Origin of the sequence: Acinetobacter sp. CWB-B33 (genome assembly GCF_039655955.1) — a bacterium.
GTDB lineage: Bacteria > Pseudomonadota > Gammaproteobacteria > Pseudomonadales > Moraxellaceae > Acinetobacter > Acinetobacter bouvetii.
In genome coordinates this window covers 259,687-278,692 of sequence record NZ_JAGFEU010000003.1, presented here as the reverse complement: position 1 = coordinate 278,692, position 19,006 = coordinate 259,687, and the positions used below count along the sequence as shown (strand labels likewise).

Below are 19,006 nucleotides of genomic sequence, written 5' to 3'. Positions count from 1 at the left end.
GTGAATTTTCCACAAGCTTATCCTCAGTATTATCCACAAGGTAATACGTTGTTTAATTGTTCTTTTTTAAATAATTCAGGAAGTTTCATACAGCTTATCCGCATGCAAATAGCCCAAAATATGGTCCAGCTGCAGAATAAAATCCGCATCCGGCTGCCAATGGCAAATGCCATAATCCGACGCGGCGCACATCCCTCTTAAGTATAAATAGCTGGCGCCGCCTAAATGCTGATGAATATCGTAGCCCTGCAAATTCACGCTTAAATAGCGGTGCAGCGCAGCTAAATACAACGCGGCCTGCAGCCAATAGCTGGATTGGCTCATGCTGCTCTTCACCTCACTCAGCGCATAGTGCTGTTCGGTTTTGCCCAAAAAATTGCTTTTATAATCGGCAATATGATAGCGCTGACCGTCAAAGTAGACCAAATCGATTGCGCCCGTCAGATAGCGTGCAGAATTGGCTTCATTTAAGGCCTCAATCTGAATGCCCTGTTCCTTAAACAGGCGCTGGATTTTCCGGATTTGCACGGGCTGGTCAGACAGCGCCAAGTGGAAAGGAAATTCCGGCAAATGGCTGTTGGCAGGCAAGCGGCTGAGGCTGAAATCTGCATGCAAAGGCGTCTTGGCAACATCATGCATCCATTGGGTCATCAAGACATACAGGATTTCATTCTGCATGCTTTCAACCAATGCGCCAAAGCCCATATCCACATAGCTCTGCAGGCTTCTGGCTTCATACGCAGGCGCCTCTTTCAACGGCGTTTTCACTTGCTGCGCATTGAGCGCATGCGCTGTCTGCTGCAGGCGGTGCATTAAGTCATCTGCATGAACCGATTGAAACTCGCCGCTTAAGTCCCGCAGCAGCGCCAAGAGCTGTTCAGGCTGATAGCGTTCTGAATTTTTGAAAATTTCAACCCGCTGCGGACTGATCTGCTCACTGGCGGCAATCCGCTGCATCAGCAGATGGTTAAACTCCATGAATGCGCCGCGGACCCATTTATGCTGCTCATGCGATGCAACCTGCACCCCGAGTAGCTGCTGGACTTGCTGATAAAGCGGCTGAACCGCTTGGACATAACTGGATTTCCACGCCTGCGCAAAGGTTTTCCAAATAGAGAAACTTTCCTGCATTTTCAAACGTAGTTCAATCAGCAGCTGCGGACCGTCATTTTTAAAACGGCGCAGCACTTCCAGCTTCCAGCCTGCGGCATCCTGAAAATCAATCTGCTCATAAATACTGTGCAGGAAGGTTCCCGCCACCGTGCCTTTGGGAAACTGCTGCTTAATCCAGTCGATTTCACGGGCCGGCAATTCCGCTTCTGTGACATGATCTGTTTCATCATCTGCACTGTCTTCAGCAACGGGTTGAAGCGCCAGCTGATCCTGCGGCAGCTGGCGGTAGGCCAAATGCTGTGACAGCCCGGTAAAACTGGTATTGCCGCGCGGATAAAAACGCGCTTCAGGCAAAGGCAAGGCATCTAAAACCAGTTCAGCCTGCGCCGCGGCATGCAAAGCCGCAGGACTGTCTGCGATCAGGCTTTCTATCGCGCAATGCGGATGCTGAAAACTGAACTCACCTTGCCCGGCCCAAAACGGCAGGCTGTACAGCGATTTATGATCCTGCGTTCTGAGCACGGCATAAATGCGGTGACTGGCGCGGGTCAGCGCGACATACCATAGGCGGTGCTGCTCAGCATGCCGCCGCTCATCATGCTGCCGCTTTTTCAGCTCATCGGCAGCCCCTCCGCCAATATCAATGACTCGGCGCTTTTCGCTATGCGCATCCTGCTGTACATCTTCATAGGAGAAGATCAGCGAATTATCCTCTTTCGGCTTGCCGTCCGCATTCAGCAAAAAGACTATCTTGAATTCCAGCCCTTTCGACTGGTGGATGGTCATCAGCTTGACGCCTTCGGCATTGGTTAATGGGCGTTCAAGCTCCCATTCATGGCCTTTAGGCGCTTTCAGCTGCTTTAAGTACCAATGAAATAAATGCTGCGCGCCCTGCAGCTGCTCACTTTGATCACTCAAAATTTCAGTCAGGTGGCGCAGATTGACCACATCCCGTTCATTTTCACGGCTATGCAGCGCGACAATGCGTTCCCAAATTTTGAAATAGTTCAGACAGTAATGCCAAGCCGGCAAAAAGCCCTGGTTCAGCCATAACTCACGGATATGATCAAACTGGGCAATATAATGGCTCAGGTCTGCAGTCTGCGAATCGGCGCGCCACAAATCATTCAGCTTTAAGCCCAGCAGGCGCCCCAGCAAAGCGCGTTTCACTTTGGCTTCCTGATACGGCGACAGCGCGGCCGCCAATACGGCACCCACATCCTGCGCAATCGCGCTGCTGAAGACACTGCGTTTGGCTGCCCGATTGACACGGATGCCTAGTGACAGCAATGCCTGCTGCACCGCATTTAATGCGCTGTGACTCGTGGCCAGCACAGCAATATCATTATCGCTTAACGGCTGTTTTTCAGCAGCGGGCTCTGCGGCTTTTGGCTCGGTAAAATACAGTTCCTGCTGCGCCGACTGCTGCAGCAAATGCTGAATTTTCCATGCCACCTGCTCGGCTTCCTGCTCTTTATTTTCCAATTGCAGCCAGCGCAGCGGCACAGGGTTAATCTGCCCTTGATCATGCAAATCTGCATGCTCTGCGCCTGCGGTAATCGGCACATAGCGAACATCTTCGCCAAAATCCATTTGCCGCTGGAACAAAGCATCCACGGCTTCCACCAAAGGCGCAATGGAACGGAAATTCTTCTTGAGCTGATAAAAACTGCCCTGCTTGCGGTACACATCCTCACGCGCTTTTAAAAACGTCAGCATGTCACCGCCGCGGAAACCGTAAATGGCCTGCTTACGGTCACCCACCATAATCATGCAGCCCTGCTTCACCCGCGCTGGATGACGCCAGATTTCCGCCAGCATGGTGTCTTGATCCAAGTTGGTGTCCTGAAACTCATCTACCAGAATCAGCGGATAGCGCGCATGCACAAAAGCCGAAAATTGATTGCCCTGCTCGCCTTGCAGCGCTTCCGACAAGGTTCGGATCTGCTGCGAAAAAGTAGTTTCGCCTTTGCTCTGCAGCACTTGCGGCAAGCGGTATTTGACTTCTGTGGCAATATGGTATTTCAGATAAAGATCCAAACCGTCTAAATCGGCAGAGGCCTGCTTCACCGCCTCCAGCAATGCCTGCACCGCCGCCAAAACAGGATGGCGCAGCAACGCATCCACTTCAGCATCATCAATTTTCTTTTTGCCATTCGCGCTGCGCGGGTCAGGCTTTTTGATAAACGCCTGCAGCAGGCTCAACGCTTCGGGCGCTTGTCCATTCAACAGCACTTGCGCACCCTGCTGCTGTATCTTTTCCAATGCTGCGGGCAATTGCCTCAGGACCTCAACAATTGAAAATTTGGACCAGGGCTGATTCATCAGCTTGGCATACGCGCCCTCTGGGGTGAAATTTTCGAGCGCCGATAAATCCTCCAGCGGCAGCTGCGCCAAGACCTCTGCCGCCTGCTCTATCGCAGCCAGAGAAAACGCGGGCGCAGGGATAGGATTCAGTTTTGCCGAGCTGAAATTTAAACTTTTTTCGATCAGCTCCGCATAAGCTTCGACAGATTTCAGCTGCCTGCGCTGCAGCAGGATGTTTACAGCGGCCTGCGGCTGGTTCTGCACCCATTCCCGTAAAATGTCATGCACCAGCTGCTGTACATACATTTTGTCATCATGGCTAATGTCGGCGCGCTCAATTTTACCGCTTTCAAAGGCAAACTCACGCAGCAGGGTTTGGCTGAAACTGTCCAAGGTGCCCACAAACAATTCATCCAGCTGATCCAGCACCAGCTGCAGGCGTTCGCAGGCATAGCCGATTTGATTGGCGTTGCGCTCCAGCACCGCCTGCACCAGTTCATCTTTTTCCAGTTTTGCGCGGGCTTCAATATTGGCCGGCAGTTCACTGCGCAGGCTTTCCAGCAGCTGCAGAATGCCATACAGGCGCTGGCGGATCCGGCTTTTCAGCTCAGCTGCCGCCTTGCGGGTAAAGGTGGTGGCAATGACTTGGCGCGGCAGATATTTTTCCAGCAGAATGCGCACCATCAAACTGGATAAGGTAAACGTTTTGCCTGTGCCTGCGGAGGCCTCGATCCAATGCAGGCCATGAAACTGCATGCTGCTGATCGGGTTTTCAATTTCCTTAATCTGCATGCGCTTGCTCCGCAGTTTGATGACTGTAAACCGGCTGATACAGCGCATAAGCAAACTGCTCACAGCTTTGCGTCAGCCTCCGCACGCTGTCCTGATCACGTAGAATAAACGCCCAGTCGGCATGCGCCTGATTGGCTTCATCCTGCCGGATGTCAAAGGCAGAAAAATCGCCGGGATCAGTCCATTTAGCAGTCAATTTATCGAACTGATTCAAGACCAGAACACCGCGATCATTCTCCTGCCATTTCACTTCCTGCTCTTCGCCTTTTTTGCCTTCCAGCAGGATCAATGCGCTATTTTTATCTGTGGCCAGCATCAGGGCAGCCGGCAGAACCAGAGGCTGATGCTGCCCATAGCGCCATGCCTGCATCCAGCGCGCCAAATGTACACGGGCATCTTCTGGGCCAACCCCTGAACAGCGGATCGTCACATCATTGCAGACTTCTATGCGTTCATAATTCAGCAGCAGCGCATCGGCCGGCAATGCCGCCAGCCACAGCAGATATTCCAGCCAAATTTGCGCACGGCGCTTGCCGCGGGCGCTGGCCGGCGTCATGCTCACCCATTGCTGCACAGGGGCTTCAGGCAGGCTGATTTGCATCAGCGTCTGCGCGTCAATTTTCAGCTGGCGCTGCGTCACCGCAGTCAATACCGGCTGTTCCGCCTGCATCACTTCTTTCACCCGCTGCCACAGCTGCTCATGCTGCAGCTGGCTCACCGACCACGCCGCCTCTTTAAATTTGCCGACCGGCAATTGATCCAAAAGCAGTTCCGGCTGCGCCGCCTCGATAGACGACGCTTTTAAGGACTGATCCTGCAGGAAATGCCGTACCGCATACTGTTCCAGCCCATTCAGCAGCAGCGGCTCATCGGTTGCCAAACCGTCTTCTGCTTTTAAATTGCTGATGCCTAACGTCTTTAAATACAGCTCGGCGGGAAAGGTCATTTGTTTAATCCACTGCGCACTGTCTAACAGCACTTCAGCTGGCGCCTGCACAGCGGCTGCCTGTGCTGCCCACGGCTGCCGCGTGCCTTGTGCCTGCTGCAGCTGCTGCGCCACATGAAACCAATGGTCCTGATAGCGGATTTTCCGGCCAGAGCGCTCAGCATCAAAGCCCTGCAGCTCAAAGGGCTGCAGCTCATGCACACTGTACAACGCCTGCAGATTTGCAGGCACTTCAATATCGCCTTCAATTTTTGCCAAGACAGGCAAATTTGGATTGGCTCTGCTGCCCGGTACAATCAGCGCCAAATGGCGGATAAATTCCTGCACCACGCTGGACGGCTCACGGACTTCACCGTCATTGATATCAAAACCGTTATAAAACAGCCATAGACTGTCTTGCGCCAGCAGCAAAGCATCCAAAAATGCGCCCTGATCATCTTCCAAACGCGAACGGTCCCCCAAATGCGGCTTCAGCTGATCCATCAGGTCAAAAGGCAAATGCGCCTGCCGGCTAGGGAACTGCCCGCTGTCCAAATTCAGCATGACAATCAGCTTATAGGGCACGGGGCGGATTTGCCCAATCTGGCTAAAGGTGATCTGACCCGATGGCACAGCCTGATCCATCTGGGCATCCAAAATGCTTTGAATTTCCTGCAGCACATAGGGCAACGGCAATTGCATGTCTTTCAGCACATCACTCTGCGCTTCAGCAGCGCCGGCTTCTTCTTGATAATAGGACAGCGTGAGCATGGTGATTTGCTTGCGGATGGCATCGCGGACCGGCTTCAGCACAGTCACGCCCTGTTTCTGATAGCGCTCCAAATCACGCAGCAGCAAGTGCAGCCATTCTTCGACATTGCGTAGCTGCCCCATTTCATGTTCCACAATCCAGTGCCTACGCTCGGCAAAATCCTGATAAATTTCAATAAGAATATTCACCAGTTTAAAATCATCACGGCGCACAAAAGCATAGCTTAGAGTGTCATCCCACAGCGCATGCTCTGCAACAGCGACACCCAGCGCCAGACGGTCCAAGGCAAATTTAAAGCTGTAGCGGAAATCGGTGTCATTCGGCGCGAGGGTGCGGCGCAAATGCTCCTCATCCAGTCCGCGTTTAAATTTCGCCTCACTGAGCAGCTCAATCATCCGCGCCGTCTGTTCGGCATTGAGGCCATAGCGGATTTGCGCTGCGCTTAAATTCAGCCAGTCCGCAAAATCCTCTAAACTAAAGCGCCCTTGCGGCAGCTGAATCGGCCCCAGCACCGCCTGCCATGCATTCTGTGCATCCAAGGGCGCGACACCGGCGATTTTAACCGGCAAGTACACACTGTCTTTGCGCACGGCTTCAGCCTTCGCCTGATCATCAAAAAACTGCTCCCTTGGCGGCGGCGCAAATACGCTGCGGATCAGCGGCTCTAAATCTTTTAAATCAGGGCTTAACACCAAAATATCATTCGGTGAACGCGGCCGTTCTTCACTGCCCTGCGACAGCCAATAGGTCAGCTGATCTTTCAGCACCTCCAGCTGACGCAGCGCAGAATGGCAGACATGAATGCGGATCGAATCATCTTGTTCATTTAAAGCAAAACTGCCCTGTTCAGGTTCAGCCAAATTCAAAATGTCATATTGCACTTTGCCCAGCAAATGATCCTGATAATCCGCAGGAAACTGATCTTCCCATTCCTCGCCATTTTCACCGGCCGCCAAATTCACCAGCAGCGAAAAATGATCGCGCGCCTGCTTGCCGAAGCGGGTCAGCAGCGGATGGCGCGACTCTTTCATCTGGCCGTATTCCAGTGTGTATTTTTCGAAAAAGGCCTCTATTTCCTGATCGCTGGCTTGCGGATGCTTATCCTTAAAGCGCTGTTTCAGCTTGACGTCATATTGCTTTTTCCAGTTGGCATCGACGGTATCCGCCCAATACTCCTGTGACGGATTGAAATGCAGAATCAGCACATCGATGTACTGCCCCAAACGGCGCAGAAAGGCCAGCTGGCTGGGCGGAAGATCCAGCACGGTAAACAGCGTGACCTGTTTCGGCAGCTTGGCTAAAGCCGCAGCGCGGGTTTCAGGATGATCCATGATGGCCCAGAAATCATCATCAATGCCCTGCATCAATTCAAAATCGGCATGGAACTCGCGGTGCCACAGCCAGCGCTGCCACTGTTCCAGCTTTTCCGCCTGATCCTTCGCAAAATCTGAAACCTGACGCTGCTGCGCCAGCTGCTCTTTCGAATCCAGCCCAGGAAAAGCTGTTTGCATGCTGAAAAATTGCTGATCTAAATCCAAAGGCTGATTTTGCCCCCAATCTTTCAGCCAGTTACTGCTGCAGTCACAGGCCTGCCCCGCCGCATGCTGTTTAAAACAGTGGCCGCGGTATTCCATATAGTTGCTGAATAAGCGCGAAACCTGCTCAGACACCCAATACAGCATGCCCTGCTTTTTCAGCTGCTGTTCGGTGCCGCTGCTTAAGCGGGAAGCGCTGTCATAAATGCGCTGAATGATGCTGTGCAGCGGATGATCAAGCGCCAGCGGGTTTTCTGCAGCCTGAAGAAATGCTTTTAAAACCTGATACGTGCGCCATTTAATAATCATGCGCGGAATATTGGCTTTACGGACTTTTTCTTTATTGTCTAAAACCGCCTGATAGGCAAACCATTGAAAGGCGCGGATACGCTGATGAAATAAGCGGTTGGCGCTGATGCCCTGATGTTCCGACAGCCTGACTGTCAGCCACGCCTGCACGGCGGCAGAAGGCACAATAAAATGCTGCGTTTTCAGGGCCTCAAAAGGATTGGCAGATGGCTGATGGCCGGCGCGCAGCATTTCCTGCAGCAAAACCTCTATGCGCTGACTCTGAATCACATGAATGGCCATCTTTTCCTTATTTCCTTCCGTTCAGACTACAAAACCACAAAGATTATTGACTATACTTCCGCAGCTGTCTATGCGAATTTGACAGTCAAATGCAGTTTAAAAAACACTTTGAAACAAGTATCTTAGTGATCCTTAATGAAAAAAATCAGTATCAAGCTGAAGGTAAGCGCAGATGAAAATAGACAATATTCCAGATTCTATCGACCCGACCCTGAATTTAGAAAGCATTCGCGCGGAATGTCTGGAGCTGGCCAAAAAGCGGGCATATTTCTCTGCCGGCGCAGCCATTGTGCCTGTTCCATTTTTTGATGTGATCATCGACGTCGGCATTTTATCGCAGCTGATTCCTGAAATTAATGCCCGCTTTGGGCTCTCTCCAGAACAAATCAGTGTATATGACCCGGCCACCAAACAGATTCACTGGCAAGAGCTGCGCAAGCGCGGCGTCGAGTTTTCCGGTTTAGTGATTGCCCGCACGGCAGTGAAAAAGTCCATCAATAATGCGGCAGCCAAATATATCACTAAGCAGGTGACCAAATTCATTCCTCTAGGCGGCCAAGCCATTGCCGCCAGCTTAGGTTACTTTGTGATGAAAAAAGTGGCCGATGCGCATATTGAAGACTGCTACAAGCTGGCGAAAAGCATTCAGCAAAAGCAGCAGGCGCAAACGGTTGCCGCTCAATAAGGGGCGCTGCTTCAGCTCAGCGCGGATTATTCCGATTTGAGCTGTTTGACAATCGCGCGCAAGATTTCCAGCCGCGCAGTATTTTTATCGTTGGTGGCAATCACATGCCATGGCGCATAGCCGGTATGCGTACGTTCCAGCATATCGGCCGCCGCTTTTAAATAATCATCCCAGCGCCCGCGGTTGCGCCAGTCTTCTTCGGTAATTTTAAAACGCTTATGCGGGGTTTCTTCCCGCGCCTTAAAGCGCACTGCCTGTTCATCCTTGCTGATGGCCAGCCAGAATTTCACCACGATGGTTTGACTATCAAATAAGTCTTTTTCAAAACGGTTGATCTCATCATAGGCCCGCTGCCATTCCACATCGTTGGCAAAGCTTTCTACCCGCTCCACCAGCACCCGGCCATACCAGGAACGGTCAAAAATGCTGATTTTTTCTTCGGGCTGAATTTTCGTCCAGAACCGCCATAAGTACGGATGGCTCCGCTCATATTTTTCCGGGGCGGAAATGGTATAAATCTCATATTCGCGCGGGTCCAGCTTTTTCACTATGCGCTTGATCGCGCCGCCTTTCCCCGCAGCATCCATGCCTTCAAAAACAATCACCACATTGCGTGAGTCGAAGCGCAGCCCTTCCGCCACTTTCTTGCTCAGCAGCTTCAGCTCTTCTTTATAATCATGTTTTTCTAAAGGAATTTCTGCAGGGGCCAAAAGACTTTCTGGCACTTCCGCCTGCGTCCAGCGCCCTTTAGCCTTATGCAGATGCTCCGGGCAATGCTTCAGCGTCTGTAAAATATATTGCGCAAACTGCTGATCACGCTCCGCCTCTTCTTCACAGTCAATCATTTCCCAGTCGTCGGTAAAACGCTGGCGCAGTTTCTGCAGGCTGTCATACTGTTTTTTGCTGCGCCAGTCCAAACCATGCAGCTTATGCCAGCGCATTTCACCCGGGTCCATATCATCCAGGCGTTTCTGCAGGGATTTCCACGACAGGTCAAACCAGACCTTAATCACATCCACATTGTTATTTTTCAGATCCTGCTCATACGCGCGCATGCGTTCGACATAATCATCAAACATGGTTTCATCGATGGGCTTAGACACATGCATGGAGGTGGTCAGCAAATCACTGTACCAATTGCCGAACATTACCATGATTTGCCCTTCGGCAGGAATAAAGCGCGCATAAGGCTGCCAGAAAGCCTGCTTATGATTGAACGTCTGCGGCGCATCCGCTTTCACCCGCAAATAGCGCGGATCGACCCACTCGCGCAGCTGCTTGACCGCCTCGCCCTTGCCCGCCAGCTCAATGCCGCTGACCAAAATCAGCACGCTTTTGGCATTGCTTTTGCCTTTGGTGTCTTTCAGCGCATACTGCGCTTCAATCAATTCTACTGACAGCTGATCCGGATCCATCAGCTGAATTCCATTGTCTTGCGCGGCCATCTTTTTCTCTATTGTTCTGTTCTTGAACTGCAGTATAACCAAGCCGGCAGGCACTCGAAATCACCAATTCATATATTTATGCAGCATTTTTTTGTGTAAAAGCACAGCAGACTGGCTGCTTGAATGGCAATTTTCTGTCAATTTGTCATAGCAGGCCGCCCCAACTGCAGCTAAAATTTGCAGAACCCTGAAATTATTGAGACGCGCAATGTCCAAGCTTGCAGTTTTAGATGATCTTTTAGATCTGTATTACCAGCTGAACTACCATAAAAATCCGGAAATTTTTCAGCGCCTGCAAGACGTTCAAGCTTGGCAGAAACAGCGCATGCAGCGCACGCATGCTAAACAGTTTGCTGAAAAGCACAATCTGCTGATGGCTGAATACTTTATCAACCGCCTATACGGCGGGCCGGATTTCGATGCGCTGGCGCAGCAGATTGCGCGCCTGAGCAAATATGCGCACAAAGCGGAAAAGCTGATTCCAGACAATGCCATTAAAACCGGCACATCCGGGGTTGAATTGGCCATCTTGGCGGTTCAGCTGGATGAACAGGTCGCGATGCAGCTGCTGCAGGACTATCATCCCTATGAAAAGCTGACCGATGAGATGATGCGCATCACTTATTTAAAGCTGAATCAGGGCGGAGGCCGCCTGAAACAGCTGGATTTGCTGGATCAGCTGGGTCAAAGCCTCGACAAATACATGCGTTCTTTTGTGGTCTATGCGGCCTTTAAAATGTGCAAAGGCGCAGCGCTCAAATACAACTTTAATGTCATGTATGAATTTATGCAGGATGGCTTTTTAGCCATGAAGCCGTTAAAGTCTGCTGAAAAGTTTGTCAAAGATTTTACTGCGACGGAACGGCAAATTATTGGCAAAGTGCATGCCGGCGACCCATTGCCCTTTGCATAAGCGCTGACTGCAGCCCAGAACGCCATCCGGTTTTAAATCCATGCAAATCTGCAAGATTTCTGTATATTATTCATAACAATTGCATGCTGATTGCTGTATAACAGCAAAGAATCTGTCATCATGCATGCAATGCTGCATTCACCCTATTTTTCCGTTAGGAGCGACTCTATGTCTAATGAAAATCAAACGCCGGCCCCTGCTGCAGAGCCAGCCCAAAACAAAGACACAGCGAGTCCTTTCTTAACTGAACCGCTTCCGCAAGGCGCACCGCAAGGTCAGCAGCAGTCATTAGAACAGCGCTTGACTGATACGCCAGTGACAGGTTCTGTACCCAAATACAATTTGCCGCGCGGCGCCAATACCGGCAATGTCGGCGCGACCACCCACTTCGGCTATCAAACGGTCAGCAGCGAAGATAAAGCGCAAAAAGTCGCTGAAGTATTCCATTCGGTGGCCAGCAAATACGACATTATGAATGACTTGATGTCATTCGGCATTCACCGCCTCTGGAAACGCTTTGCCATCAATATGTCCGGCGTGCGCCGCGGCCAGCAGGTGCTGGACATTGCCGGCGGTACTGGCGACTTAGCCAAAGTGTTCAGCCGTGAAGTGGGCCCGACTGGCCATGTCGTGCTGTCAGACATCAATGAATCCATGCTGAATGTCGGCCGTGACCGCCTGATTGACGCCGGCTGCACCAATGTCGATTTTGTACTGGCCAATGCTGAAACACTTGAGCCCTTTGCAGACAACAGCTTTGACCTCTTGACCATTTCTTTTGGCCTGCGCAATGTGACGGATAAAGATGCTGCTTTGGCAGCCATGTACCGTGTATTAAAGCCGGGCGGCCGCTTATTGGTATTAGAGTTCTCTAAACCCGTATTTGAACCCTTCTCTAAACTGTACGACTTGTACTCATTTACCGCGCTGCCGATTATGGGCAAAATCATTGCCAATGACTCGGAAAGCTATAAATACCTGGCCGAATCTATCCGCATGCATCCCGATCAGCGCACGCTGAAAGGCATGATGGAAAATGCCGGCTTCCAGAATTGTGACTACCACAACCTCACTGGCGGGATCGTTGCCGTTCACCGCGGCTTTAAACTGTAAGCAATTAAGGTCAAATCTATGTGGTCGATTCTTGCACTGGGTGCAGCTGAACGATTCATTCACCATGTGATTGATTTGGATGCCATCAGCCGCATCCAGCTCAATCAGCTGCAAGGCAAAACTTTGCGCGTGGTGATTGATTCACCGCAGCTTTCCGTAGATGTGTTCTTTGATGAAGGCAAAGTCCGTTTAGAGCCGACAGCCACTGGCCACAGCGCACAGCCTTCCATATTTGAACAGCGCCCTTTTGATCAGGCGGATTCTCCTGCTGAAGCAACAGCGACCCTGCATGTCAAAAATACGGCAGAACTGCTGAAGCTGCTGTTGGCCGATGATATCGGCACCATCCCTGTTCAAGGCGACTATCATCTGCTGCAGGATCTCCAGCGCATCATTGCGCAGGCTGAACCTGATTTGGCCTCGCATCTTTCGCCTTGGATTGGCCCTGCACTGGCGCATGAACTCGGCAAAATTCAGCTGGCGCCGAAACATCTTAAGCGCAGCCTGCAAAGTCATTTATTTTTTGCCGAAGATGCTTTAAAAGAAGACACGGGGTTACTGGCGCCGCGCTGGCAAATGGATGATTTAAATCAGGACACCCGCCTGCTCAATCAAAATTTAGACCGTGCAGAAGCCAAAATTCAGCAGCTGCAGGCTAAAATAGACACTTTACAAGATACAACTCAAAACTAGGTATTTGCTCATATGATTCCGCACCTTACACGTTTACTCGACCTTTGGCGCATTGCCGCGCACTATAGACTCGACACGTTGTTTCCTGCGGAAGAGCTGCCTGAAAAAGCCCGCCATGTGCTGAGTTTTATCCGCATGCACCCTGCGGCATGGTCCAGCAAAGAACGTAAAAATCCGCTGAAATTAAAGCAGGCGCTGGAAGATATGGGCCCGCTGGCGATTAAGCTGGGACAATTGCTGTCGACCCGCCGCGATCTGATTCCGCCCGAAATCCTGCAGCAGTTGGTGCTGCTGCAGGACCGCGTCAAGCCATTCGGTTCTGATGTCGCTAAAATACGCATTCAGGAATCCCTCAAGGCAGATATCAACACCCTATTTGCCCGTTTTGATGAACAGCCGCTTGCGGCTGCTTCAATTGCTCAAGTGCATACCGCAGCCTTGCATGATGGCCGTGAAGTTGTCGTTAAAGTCACCCGTCCCGATATCCGCAGTCAAATTCTGCAGGATTTCGAAATTCTGGAATGGCTGGGCAATTTCCTGGAAAAACGCCTAGAAGCCGCCCGCGCGCTGCATCTGTCTGAAATCATTCAGGACTACCGCCAGATCATTCTAAAAGAACTGGATTTGACACTGGAAGCCGACAACACCCGTCGCATGCGCCATTACTTTACCGGCTCCAGCATGATGTATGTGCCTGAAGTCTATATGGACAGCAAAGATGTCATGGTCGAGGAGCGCATCACCGGTGTGCCGATTTCAGACATCGCCACTTTTGATCAATTGAGCATGGACCGCAAGGACTTGGCGGAAAAAGGCCTGACCATTTTCTTTACCCAAGTCTTCCGCGACAACTTTTTCCATGCCGACATGCACCCCGGCAACGTCTTTGTTGAAACGATCAATCCTGCCAATCCGCGCTTTATTGCGCTGGATTGCGCGATTATGGGCGAGCTGTCCAAACATGACCAGATGACAGTCGCGCGCATGCTGCTGTCCGTGATGAACAGCGACTTTATGCAGCTGATCCAAATTGTGCATCAGGCCGGTTGGATTCCGCCGGGCACCGATCAGGACGCCTTGGCGCGTGAAATGCGCCGCACGGTTGGCCCAATGGTGTCGAAGCCGATGCATGAGCTGGACTTTGCCGGCATTCTGATTGAAGTCATGGACATTGCCCGCCGCTTCCATTTGGAAATTCCGCCGCAGCTGATGCTGCTGCTGAAAACACTGGTGCATGTGGAAGGCTTAGGCACAGACCTTTATCCTGAACTGGACATTTGGAGTTTAGCTAAGCCGATTCTCACGGATTGGATTAAATCCCAAATGAATCCGCAGAAAAATCTAAAGGAGTTGGGTCAGAAAATTCCTGATTTGCTGCTCGGTGCGCAGGACTTTCCTACAATGCTGATTGACAGCCTGAACGGCTTGAAAAACCAGTCTGCTTGGCATGCCAAACAGTTAAATGAATTGCAAAGCATGCGCCTGCAAATGGAACATCAGCAAAAACGCAGCTGGATCTTCGGCAGCATTATGGCAATTTTGTTATCAATCGCGATTATTGCGCCATGGTATGTTTCAATTGTGCTGATTGCACTGTCCAGCCTGCTGGCAATGTGGCGGATAGTGAAATAACCCCCGTAAAATGCACAAATAAATAAAGCCTCATCGATGAGGCTTTATTTATTCCAAAGGCGGAAATTTTAAAAACCGCATAACCTCAATCAAACTATGCAACATAAAATATAATTCACGATAAAAAACAATTTAACTTTAAATAAAAATTTATTTGATTTATATTACAATCAAGACCATAAATAATAAAAAAATAACATCCCTATTTCTCGGTATTTTATTAATTTATTGAAAATCAATATTTAATATATTTTTCACATAATAATATTATTTTAACAAATAACGAAAATAGCGCCAAAAACATTATATGCAACCAACTGATTTTACCAAATATAAAAATACAATTCAAAATATGCAAAAAATCAAATAACAACCAACCAAATATTAATAGAAAGATAAACCTTAATATTTTTTAAATATTTAATTTGTTATAAGAGATCAAAAATCACGATTATTTTTTCGGGGAAACACATGTTATTGAATAAATCGGTTAAACAAACACTGCTTGTCACTTCAATTATGGCTTTGCTGACAGCATGCGGCGGTGGCGGCGGTGATTCAGGATCTGCTGCAGCGCCATTTACATCTAAACCGATCTCTGGAACGGCTGTTGACTTTTATTTAGCAAATGCAACAGTTCAGCTGGATGACTGCAAGGACTCTGCAGGCAATCCTGTTTTTGTAAAAACTGACGCCGCGGGGAACTTCAAGTTTAATACTACAGAAAATTGCCAAAACTCAGCAATCACGGTTACAGGCGGTACAGATATTGCAACAGGCCTACCTTTTACAGGTACATTGAAATTAAAGAAAACCAATTTGCAAGCAATTAATAGTAATACTGCTGTTATCACGCCGCTCACAACATTGCAGTCGTATTTAGGCGCAGCCAATAATGCCGACATTAAGCCTCTTTTAGAAAAATTAGGCCTGAGCAGCAGCACAATTACGAAACTTCAAGCCGCTAACTTTGATTTATCTCAGTTTGACCCGGCAAAAGATGCAACCGCGCAAGACATGGCCATTATTTTTACCGTACAGCAGCTGGCAACTCAAATTGAAGACAGCTTACAAGCCGTAAGCAAGGGTGACGGCACAAATCCAATCGATCAAGATGAAGCTGCTAAAATTGCATTTGGCGCTATTCTAAATCAGCTCCAAACAGCGCCCTTGTTTACACCAAATAGTTTAATTATTGACGGTACTGCGCTTAATGCAGTTTTGACCCAAGCAGTCACTGATGCAGGCCCATACATTAACGATCCAGCAGTAACGATTAATCAGTCTGTTGTGGATCAAATTCATACCAGCATCACCATAATTACAAGTGCGCTAAATAACATTGTGGCATCTGGCACAACAGCTGAAAGCCTGCAAGATGCGATTACAAGCAACCAAGGCGGTATTAAAGATTCCATTGCAGAAAATCTAAAAACTCCAGTATATTCAGAATTCAGTCTTGCTCACTACTCATTAGCTGATCTCAAAAATTCAAGCAGCGCATCGCCGCTAAACATTGATTTAGGTACGCTTAATACAGTTCTCAGTGTAGATTTCAAATTAAATAATACACAAAAGGAATTAAGCGATACCGTAAAATTAGCCTTTAAGTTAAGGGGCCAAAGCGGAGCGCAAACAGAAGATTTAAATGTCACTGTGAATAATGTCACGTTAAATTTCAATGCAAATGGTTCAATTAAAAGTGCCACTATTCCAGCGGGCACTAAGATTAATATCATTACTACATTTAATGGTGTTAATAACACTTCATTTACACTTAACAAGCCTGTGGATATCACATCTGCAAATGGCACAGTTTCATTACAGAATTTAATTGACAGCAATACAACGCTAGAGGACTTCTACAATCAATATGTGGACAAGCTTAAAGCCAATGACACTGTACAAGTATCGGCTTTTGTTCTGCCTATCACTTATGTGATTGATGCCAACTTAGGCCTTGCAACTGGCGCTGTAGACTTTGGCGGTGACAACTATCTTGCGAGTACGCTGACTGCATATTTCAAACTGAACTAATTATTGCCTCTAAGCCAGTTTTCGGACTGGCTTTTTTGTTTTTTTGCTTAATTTTTTAGTGATGCCTCACATGCGTAGCAAACTTGCATTATTTTGTAGCGGCTGTTTTATCTCTTTGCAGTCCATAGCGGCGCCAAGCGATTTATTTCTTCAAGCCAAAGATTTAATTAATCCATCCAGCTCTAAGCTTCAACTCAAATTTTCAGCTGATGCCGTTAACGATACCCTAGATGTATTTGATATCCGTGAAAGTGAAGGTGTGTCAGATAAATCCATGGGGGATTATCAAGGTTTCAATCTGGCCGCCCAATATGATTTTAATCCGAATTGGGCAATAGAAGGAACATACTGGCACCGGAAAATCGAATTCAGCGATGATAGCAATAAAATTCAGAGCGCATTATTGGGTGTGCGCTATACCCCCGATTTAGCTTTAAAAACCTCAGATGCATTCACACTTCGCGGAAGCATTTGGTCAAACCGCGCAGATACGCTCAGCAAAACCAGCCCTACGCGCGTAAATCAGCGCACATTTAATGCAGTGAATGTTGAAGATCCTGAAGATTTTCAAGTACAGCTAGACGCTCTGTTTTCACGAAAGCTGGACCACATGAATCAACTGAATGCTTTCGTTAGCCTTGGCTATAGCAAAGTAGAAGTGAATAAGCTGCAAATTCAAGCCACACAGCAAGGCTGTTTAATGAATGTGAATATTGACAGCAGCAATCAATATTCAGGAAATCTTGCTCAGCCCTGCAAAACAGGCAATATAACGGTTACTGACTTAAAAATCAGCGGCAACGCCAGTGAATTCGGACTTGATATGCAGCAAGACCTGAATTACGACGCTTATTTTGCCAGCATCGGCGCTTCGTGGAACTGGAAATACCAGAACTTTGAAAGCCAGCTCGCTTATCAATATCAACAGCTTTGGCGTAAAGATATTGATGACCGCATTTCAAATTTTGGCAGTAAAGCAATTCATTACAATCAAAGCTTAGGGCTCAAGCTGGATTATGCATTCACCCCGCACCTCAGCGCTTTTTTGCAAGGTGAGCTTTACCAGCATAATTTTATCGGGCAAATTCCATTTTTATACAATGGTGTAACCGCATCCCGCTTGGACAAACGCTATGGGCTTGCCTCAATCGGATTAACGCTCCATAGCTTCTAAATGAATTTTATTCACGCGCAGCCAAATTTGCGCAGCGGCCTTCTTAAATCACGCATCTAAATGACTCAGCAGTCATTGACTGAGTCATCTCGCCATTGCTGTACATTTGTTCTACTCTAAACTTTATGCACAAGTGTATAGCGGCGTAAAAACAATGACCCAGATTCTGCAGAAACGGCCTCCCGCCCTGACCATCCGTGCCGGCGCCACAGCACGGCAGCTGATTGAGCAGGCAGGCTTGCAGGCCAGCCACGTGGATATGATTCCTGGCGCTGCAGGCGGCCCTAAAGGCATTGGGCTCACCGGTCTTGATTTAGCAATTTTTGGAGAGTTTCTCCCTCAATCCAAGCAAAGACGCTTCTTAATCGGCTCATCCGTAGGCGCCTGGCGGTTTGCCGGCATTGTCGCGCAAGGAGAAAAACTGGGGCCTGAGCAATTAGCGGATTTATACATTCATTTGCCTTTTCATCAAAAAATGAAAATTGCGGAAATTGAAAAAATTTCCAGAGAGATGCTCTCAGGCATTTTGGGCAGTCAAACCCAGCAATTGGTTGAGCATCCCGATTATCATCTCACCATTATCGCCGCCAAAGCCGAACATCTGTTCCAAAGTGATCAGCGCTTAGCCCTTTACAGCTCGCTTTTGGGGATTATCGGCAGCAATGCATTGTCTCGAAACCATCTGAATAAATTTATGCAGCGGGTGATTTGCCAGCCTGAACATTTTCCGCAATTTAAAATTCAGCAGGATGCGTTTAAAACCCATTATTTAAATTTTAATCAGTACAATGTCGCTGATTGGCTGATGGCCTCCGGTTCAATTCCAGGCGTAACGCCTGCTGTTAAAAATATCGCGGATGCGCCGCAAGGCGCATACCGGGACGGCGGCTTGATCGACTACCATATTGATCTGCCCTTTGAGAGCCAAGGAATTGTTTTATACCCGCATTTTAGCGACAGCATCATTCCCGGCTGGTTCGATAAAATGTTTAAATCACGGACTGCCAATCCTGAAAATCAAGCGCGCACGGTGTTGATCTCTCCATCTCCAGATTATCTGCAATCGTTGCCCTTAGGGCGCTTGCCTGACCGTAAGGACTTTGTCCTCAAAGGTCTGGATGCGAAACAGCGGATTCAGATGTGGAAGCAGTCTGTCATTGAAAGCCAGCGCTTGGGCGATGAATTTTTAGAGATGGTGGAAAAGCAGAATTTCCCGCAGTTTATACAGCCTTTGTAAGGATTAATGCAGCAGGCGCAATTGGCTTGTATAATCGAGCCA

11 protein-coding genes are annotated in these 19,006 nt (G+C 48.9%); 8 read left to right on the top strand and 3 right to left on the bottom strand.

What is annotated here, in order from left to right; all coding sequences use genetic code 11:
* Window positions 1-75: 75 nt before the first annotated feature.
* Together JZ784_RS10660 and JZ784_RS10655 are read right to left on the bottom strand one after the other, a co-directional pair.
* Entirely contained in the window at window positions 76-4,212 is a 4,137-nt protein-coding gene (locus JZ784_RS10660; protein ID WP_346314859.1) for a UvrD-helicase domain-containing protein, read from the bottom strand.
* Window positions 4,202-8,035: an exodeoxyribonuclease V subunit gamma gene (locus JZ784_RS10655; RefSeq protein ID WP_346314858.1), complete on the bottom strand. Its 3,834-nt coding sequence runs from the start codon at window positions 8,033-8,035 to the stop codon at window positions 4,202-4,204. The genes JZ784_RS10660 and JZ784_RS10655 overlap by 11 nt, the downstream gene beginning before the upstream one ends.
* Window positions 8,036-8,207: 172 nt before the next feature.
* On the opposite strand from JZ784_RS10655, the gene JZ784_RS10650 reads away from it, so the two are divergent.
* Window positions 8,208-8,720 carry a hypothetical protein gene (locus JZ784_RS10650; protein ID WP_005007049.1) on the top strand — a complete coding sequence of 171 codons (513 nt, stop codon included), beginning with the start codon at window positions 8,208-8,210 and terminating at the stop codon, window positions 8,718-8,720.
* 26 nt (window positions 8,721-8,746) lie between these two features.
* Here JZ784_RS10650 and JZ784_RS10645 read toward each other — a convergent pair whose 3' ends face one another.
* On the bottom strand, window positions 8,747-10,165 hold the full coding sequence (locus JZ784_RS10645) for a phosphate--AMP phosphotransferase (protein WP_346314857.1): 1,419 nt from the start codon (window positions 10,163-10,165) through the stop codon (window positions 8,747-8,749).
* A gap of 208 nt (window positions 10,166-10,373) precedes the next feature.
* On the opposite strand from JZ784_RS10645, the gene JZ784_RS10640 reads away from it, so the two are divergent.
* From JZ784_RS10640 to JZ784_RS10610, 7 genes are all read left to right on the top strand, one after another.
* Window positions 10,374-11,078, top strand: coding sequence for a hypothetical protein (locus JZ784_RS10640; RefSeq protein ID WP_346314856.1), 705 nt, complete (start codon window positions 10,374-10,376; stop codon window positions 11,076-11,078).
* 168 nt (window positions 11,079-11,246) lie between these two features.
* The gene (gene ubiE / locus JZ784_RS10635; RefSeq protein ID WP_346314855.1) at window positions 11,247-12,191 is read left to right on the top strand and encodes a bifunctional demethylmenaquinone methyltransferase/2-methoxy-6-polyprenyl-1,4-benzoquinol methylase UbiE; all 945 of its coding nucleotides are present in this window, start codon (window positions 11,247-11,249) and stop codon (window positions 12,189-12,191) included.
* Between the two features lie 18 nt (window positions 12,192-12,209).
* A complete protein-coding gene (locus tag JZ784_RS10630; RefSeq protein ID WP_346314854.1) occupies window positions 12,210-12,884 on the top strand; it encodes a hypothetical protein in 675 nt (224 codons plus the stop codon).
* Window positions 12,885-12,896: 12 nt separating this feature from the next.
* Window positions 12,897-14,516 (top strand): AarF/UbiB family protein, encoded by a 1,620-nt coding sequence (locus JZ784_RS10625; protein WP_346314853.1) that lies wholly within the window; start codon window positions 12,897-12,899, stop codon window positions 14,514-14,516.
* Between the two features lie 471 nt (window positions 14,517-14,987).
* A complete protein-coding gene (locus JZ784_RS10620) occupies window positions 14,988-16,553 on the top strand; it encodes a hypothetical protein (protein WP_346314852.1) in 1,566 nt (521 codons plus the stop codon).
* Between the two features lie 70 nt (window positions 16,554-16,623).
* Entirely contained in the window at window positions 16,624-17,727 is a 1,104-nt protein-coding gene (locus JZ784_RS10615; RefSeq protein ID WP_346314851.1) for a hypothetical protein, read from the top strand.
* 154 nt (window positions 17,728-17,881) lie between these two features.
* Window positions 17,882-18,964: a patatin-like phospholipase family protein gene (locus tag JZ784_RS10610; protein WP_346314850.1), complete on the top strand. Its 1,083-nt coding sequence runs from the start codon at window positions 17,882-17,884 to the stop codon at window positions 18,962-18,964.
* The last annotated feature ends 42 nt before the right edge of the window (window positions 18,965-19,006 follow it).

Coding starts and splice junctions, on each gene's coding strand:
- JZ784_RS10660 (WP_346314859.1), bottom strand. CDS start 4,212: ATGCAGATTAAGGAAATTGAAAACCCGATCAGCAGCATGCAGTTTCAT.
- JZ784_RS10655 (WP_346314858.1), bottom strand. CDS start 8,035: ATGGCCATTCATGTGATTCAGAGTCAGCGCATAGAGGTTTTGCTGCAG.
- JZ784_RS10650 (WP_005007049.1), top strand. CDS start 8,208: ATGAAAATAGACAATATTCCAGATTCTATCGACCCGACCCTGAATTTA.
- JZ784_RS10645 (WP_346314857.1), bottom strand. CDS start 10,165: ATGGCCGCGCAAGACAATGGAATTCAGCTGATGGATCCGGATCAGCTG.
- JZ784_RS10640 (WP_346314856.1), top strand. CDS start 10,374: ATGTCCAAGCTTGCAGTTTTAGATGATCTTTTAGATCTGTATTACCAG.
- ubiE (WP_346314855.1), top strand. CDS start 11,247: ATGTCTAATGAAAATCAAACGCCGGCCCCTGCTGCAGAGCCAGCCCAA.
- JZ784_RS10630 (WP_346314854.1), top strand. CDS start 12,210: ATGTGGTCGATTCTTGCACTGGGTGCAGCTGAACGATTCATTCACCAT.
- JZ784_RS10625 (WP_346314853.1), top strand. CDS start 12,897: ATGATTCCGCACCTTACACGTTTACTCGACCTTTGGCGCATTGCCGCG.
- JZ784_RS10620 (WP_346314852.1), top strand. CDS start 14,988: ATGTTATTGAATAAATCGGTTAAACAAACACTGCTTGTCACTTCAATT.
- JZ784_RS10615 (WP_346314851.1), top strand. CDS start 16,624: ATGCGTAGCAAACTTGCATTATTTTGTAGCGGCTGTTTTATCTCTTTG.
- JZ784_RS10610 (WP_346314850.1), top strand. CDS start 17,882: ATGACCCAGATTCTGCAGAAACGGCCTCCCGCCCTGACCATCCGTGCC.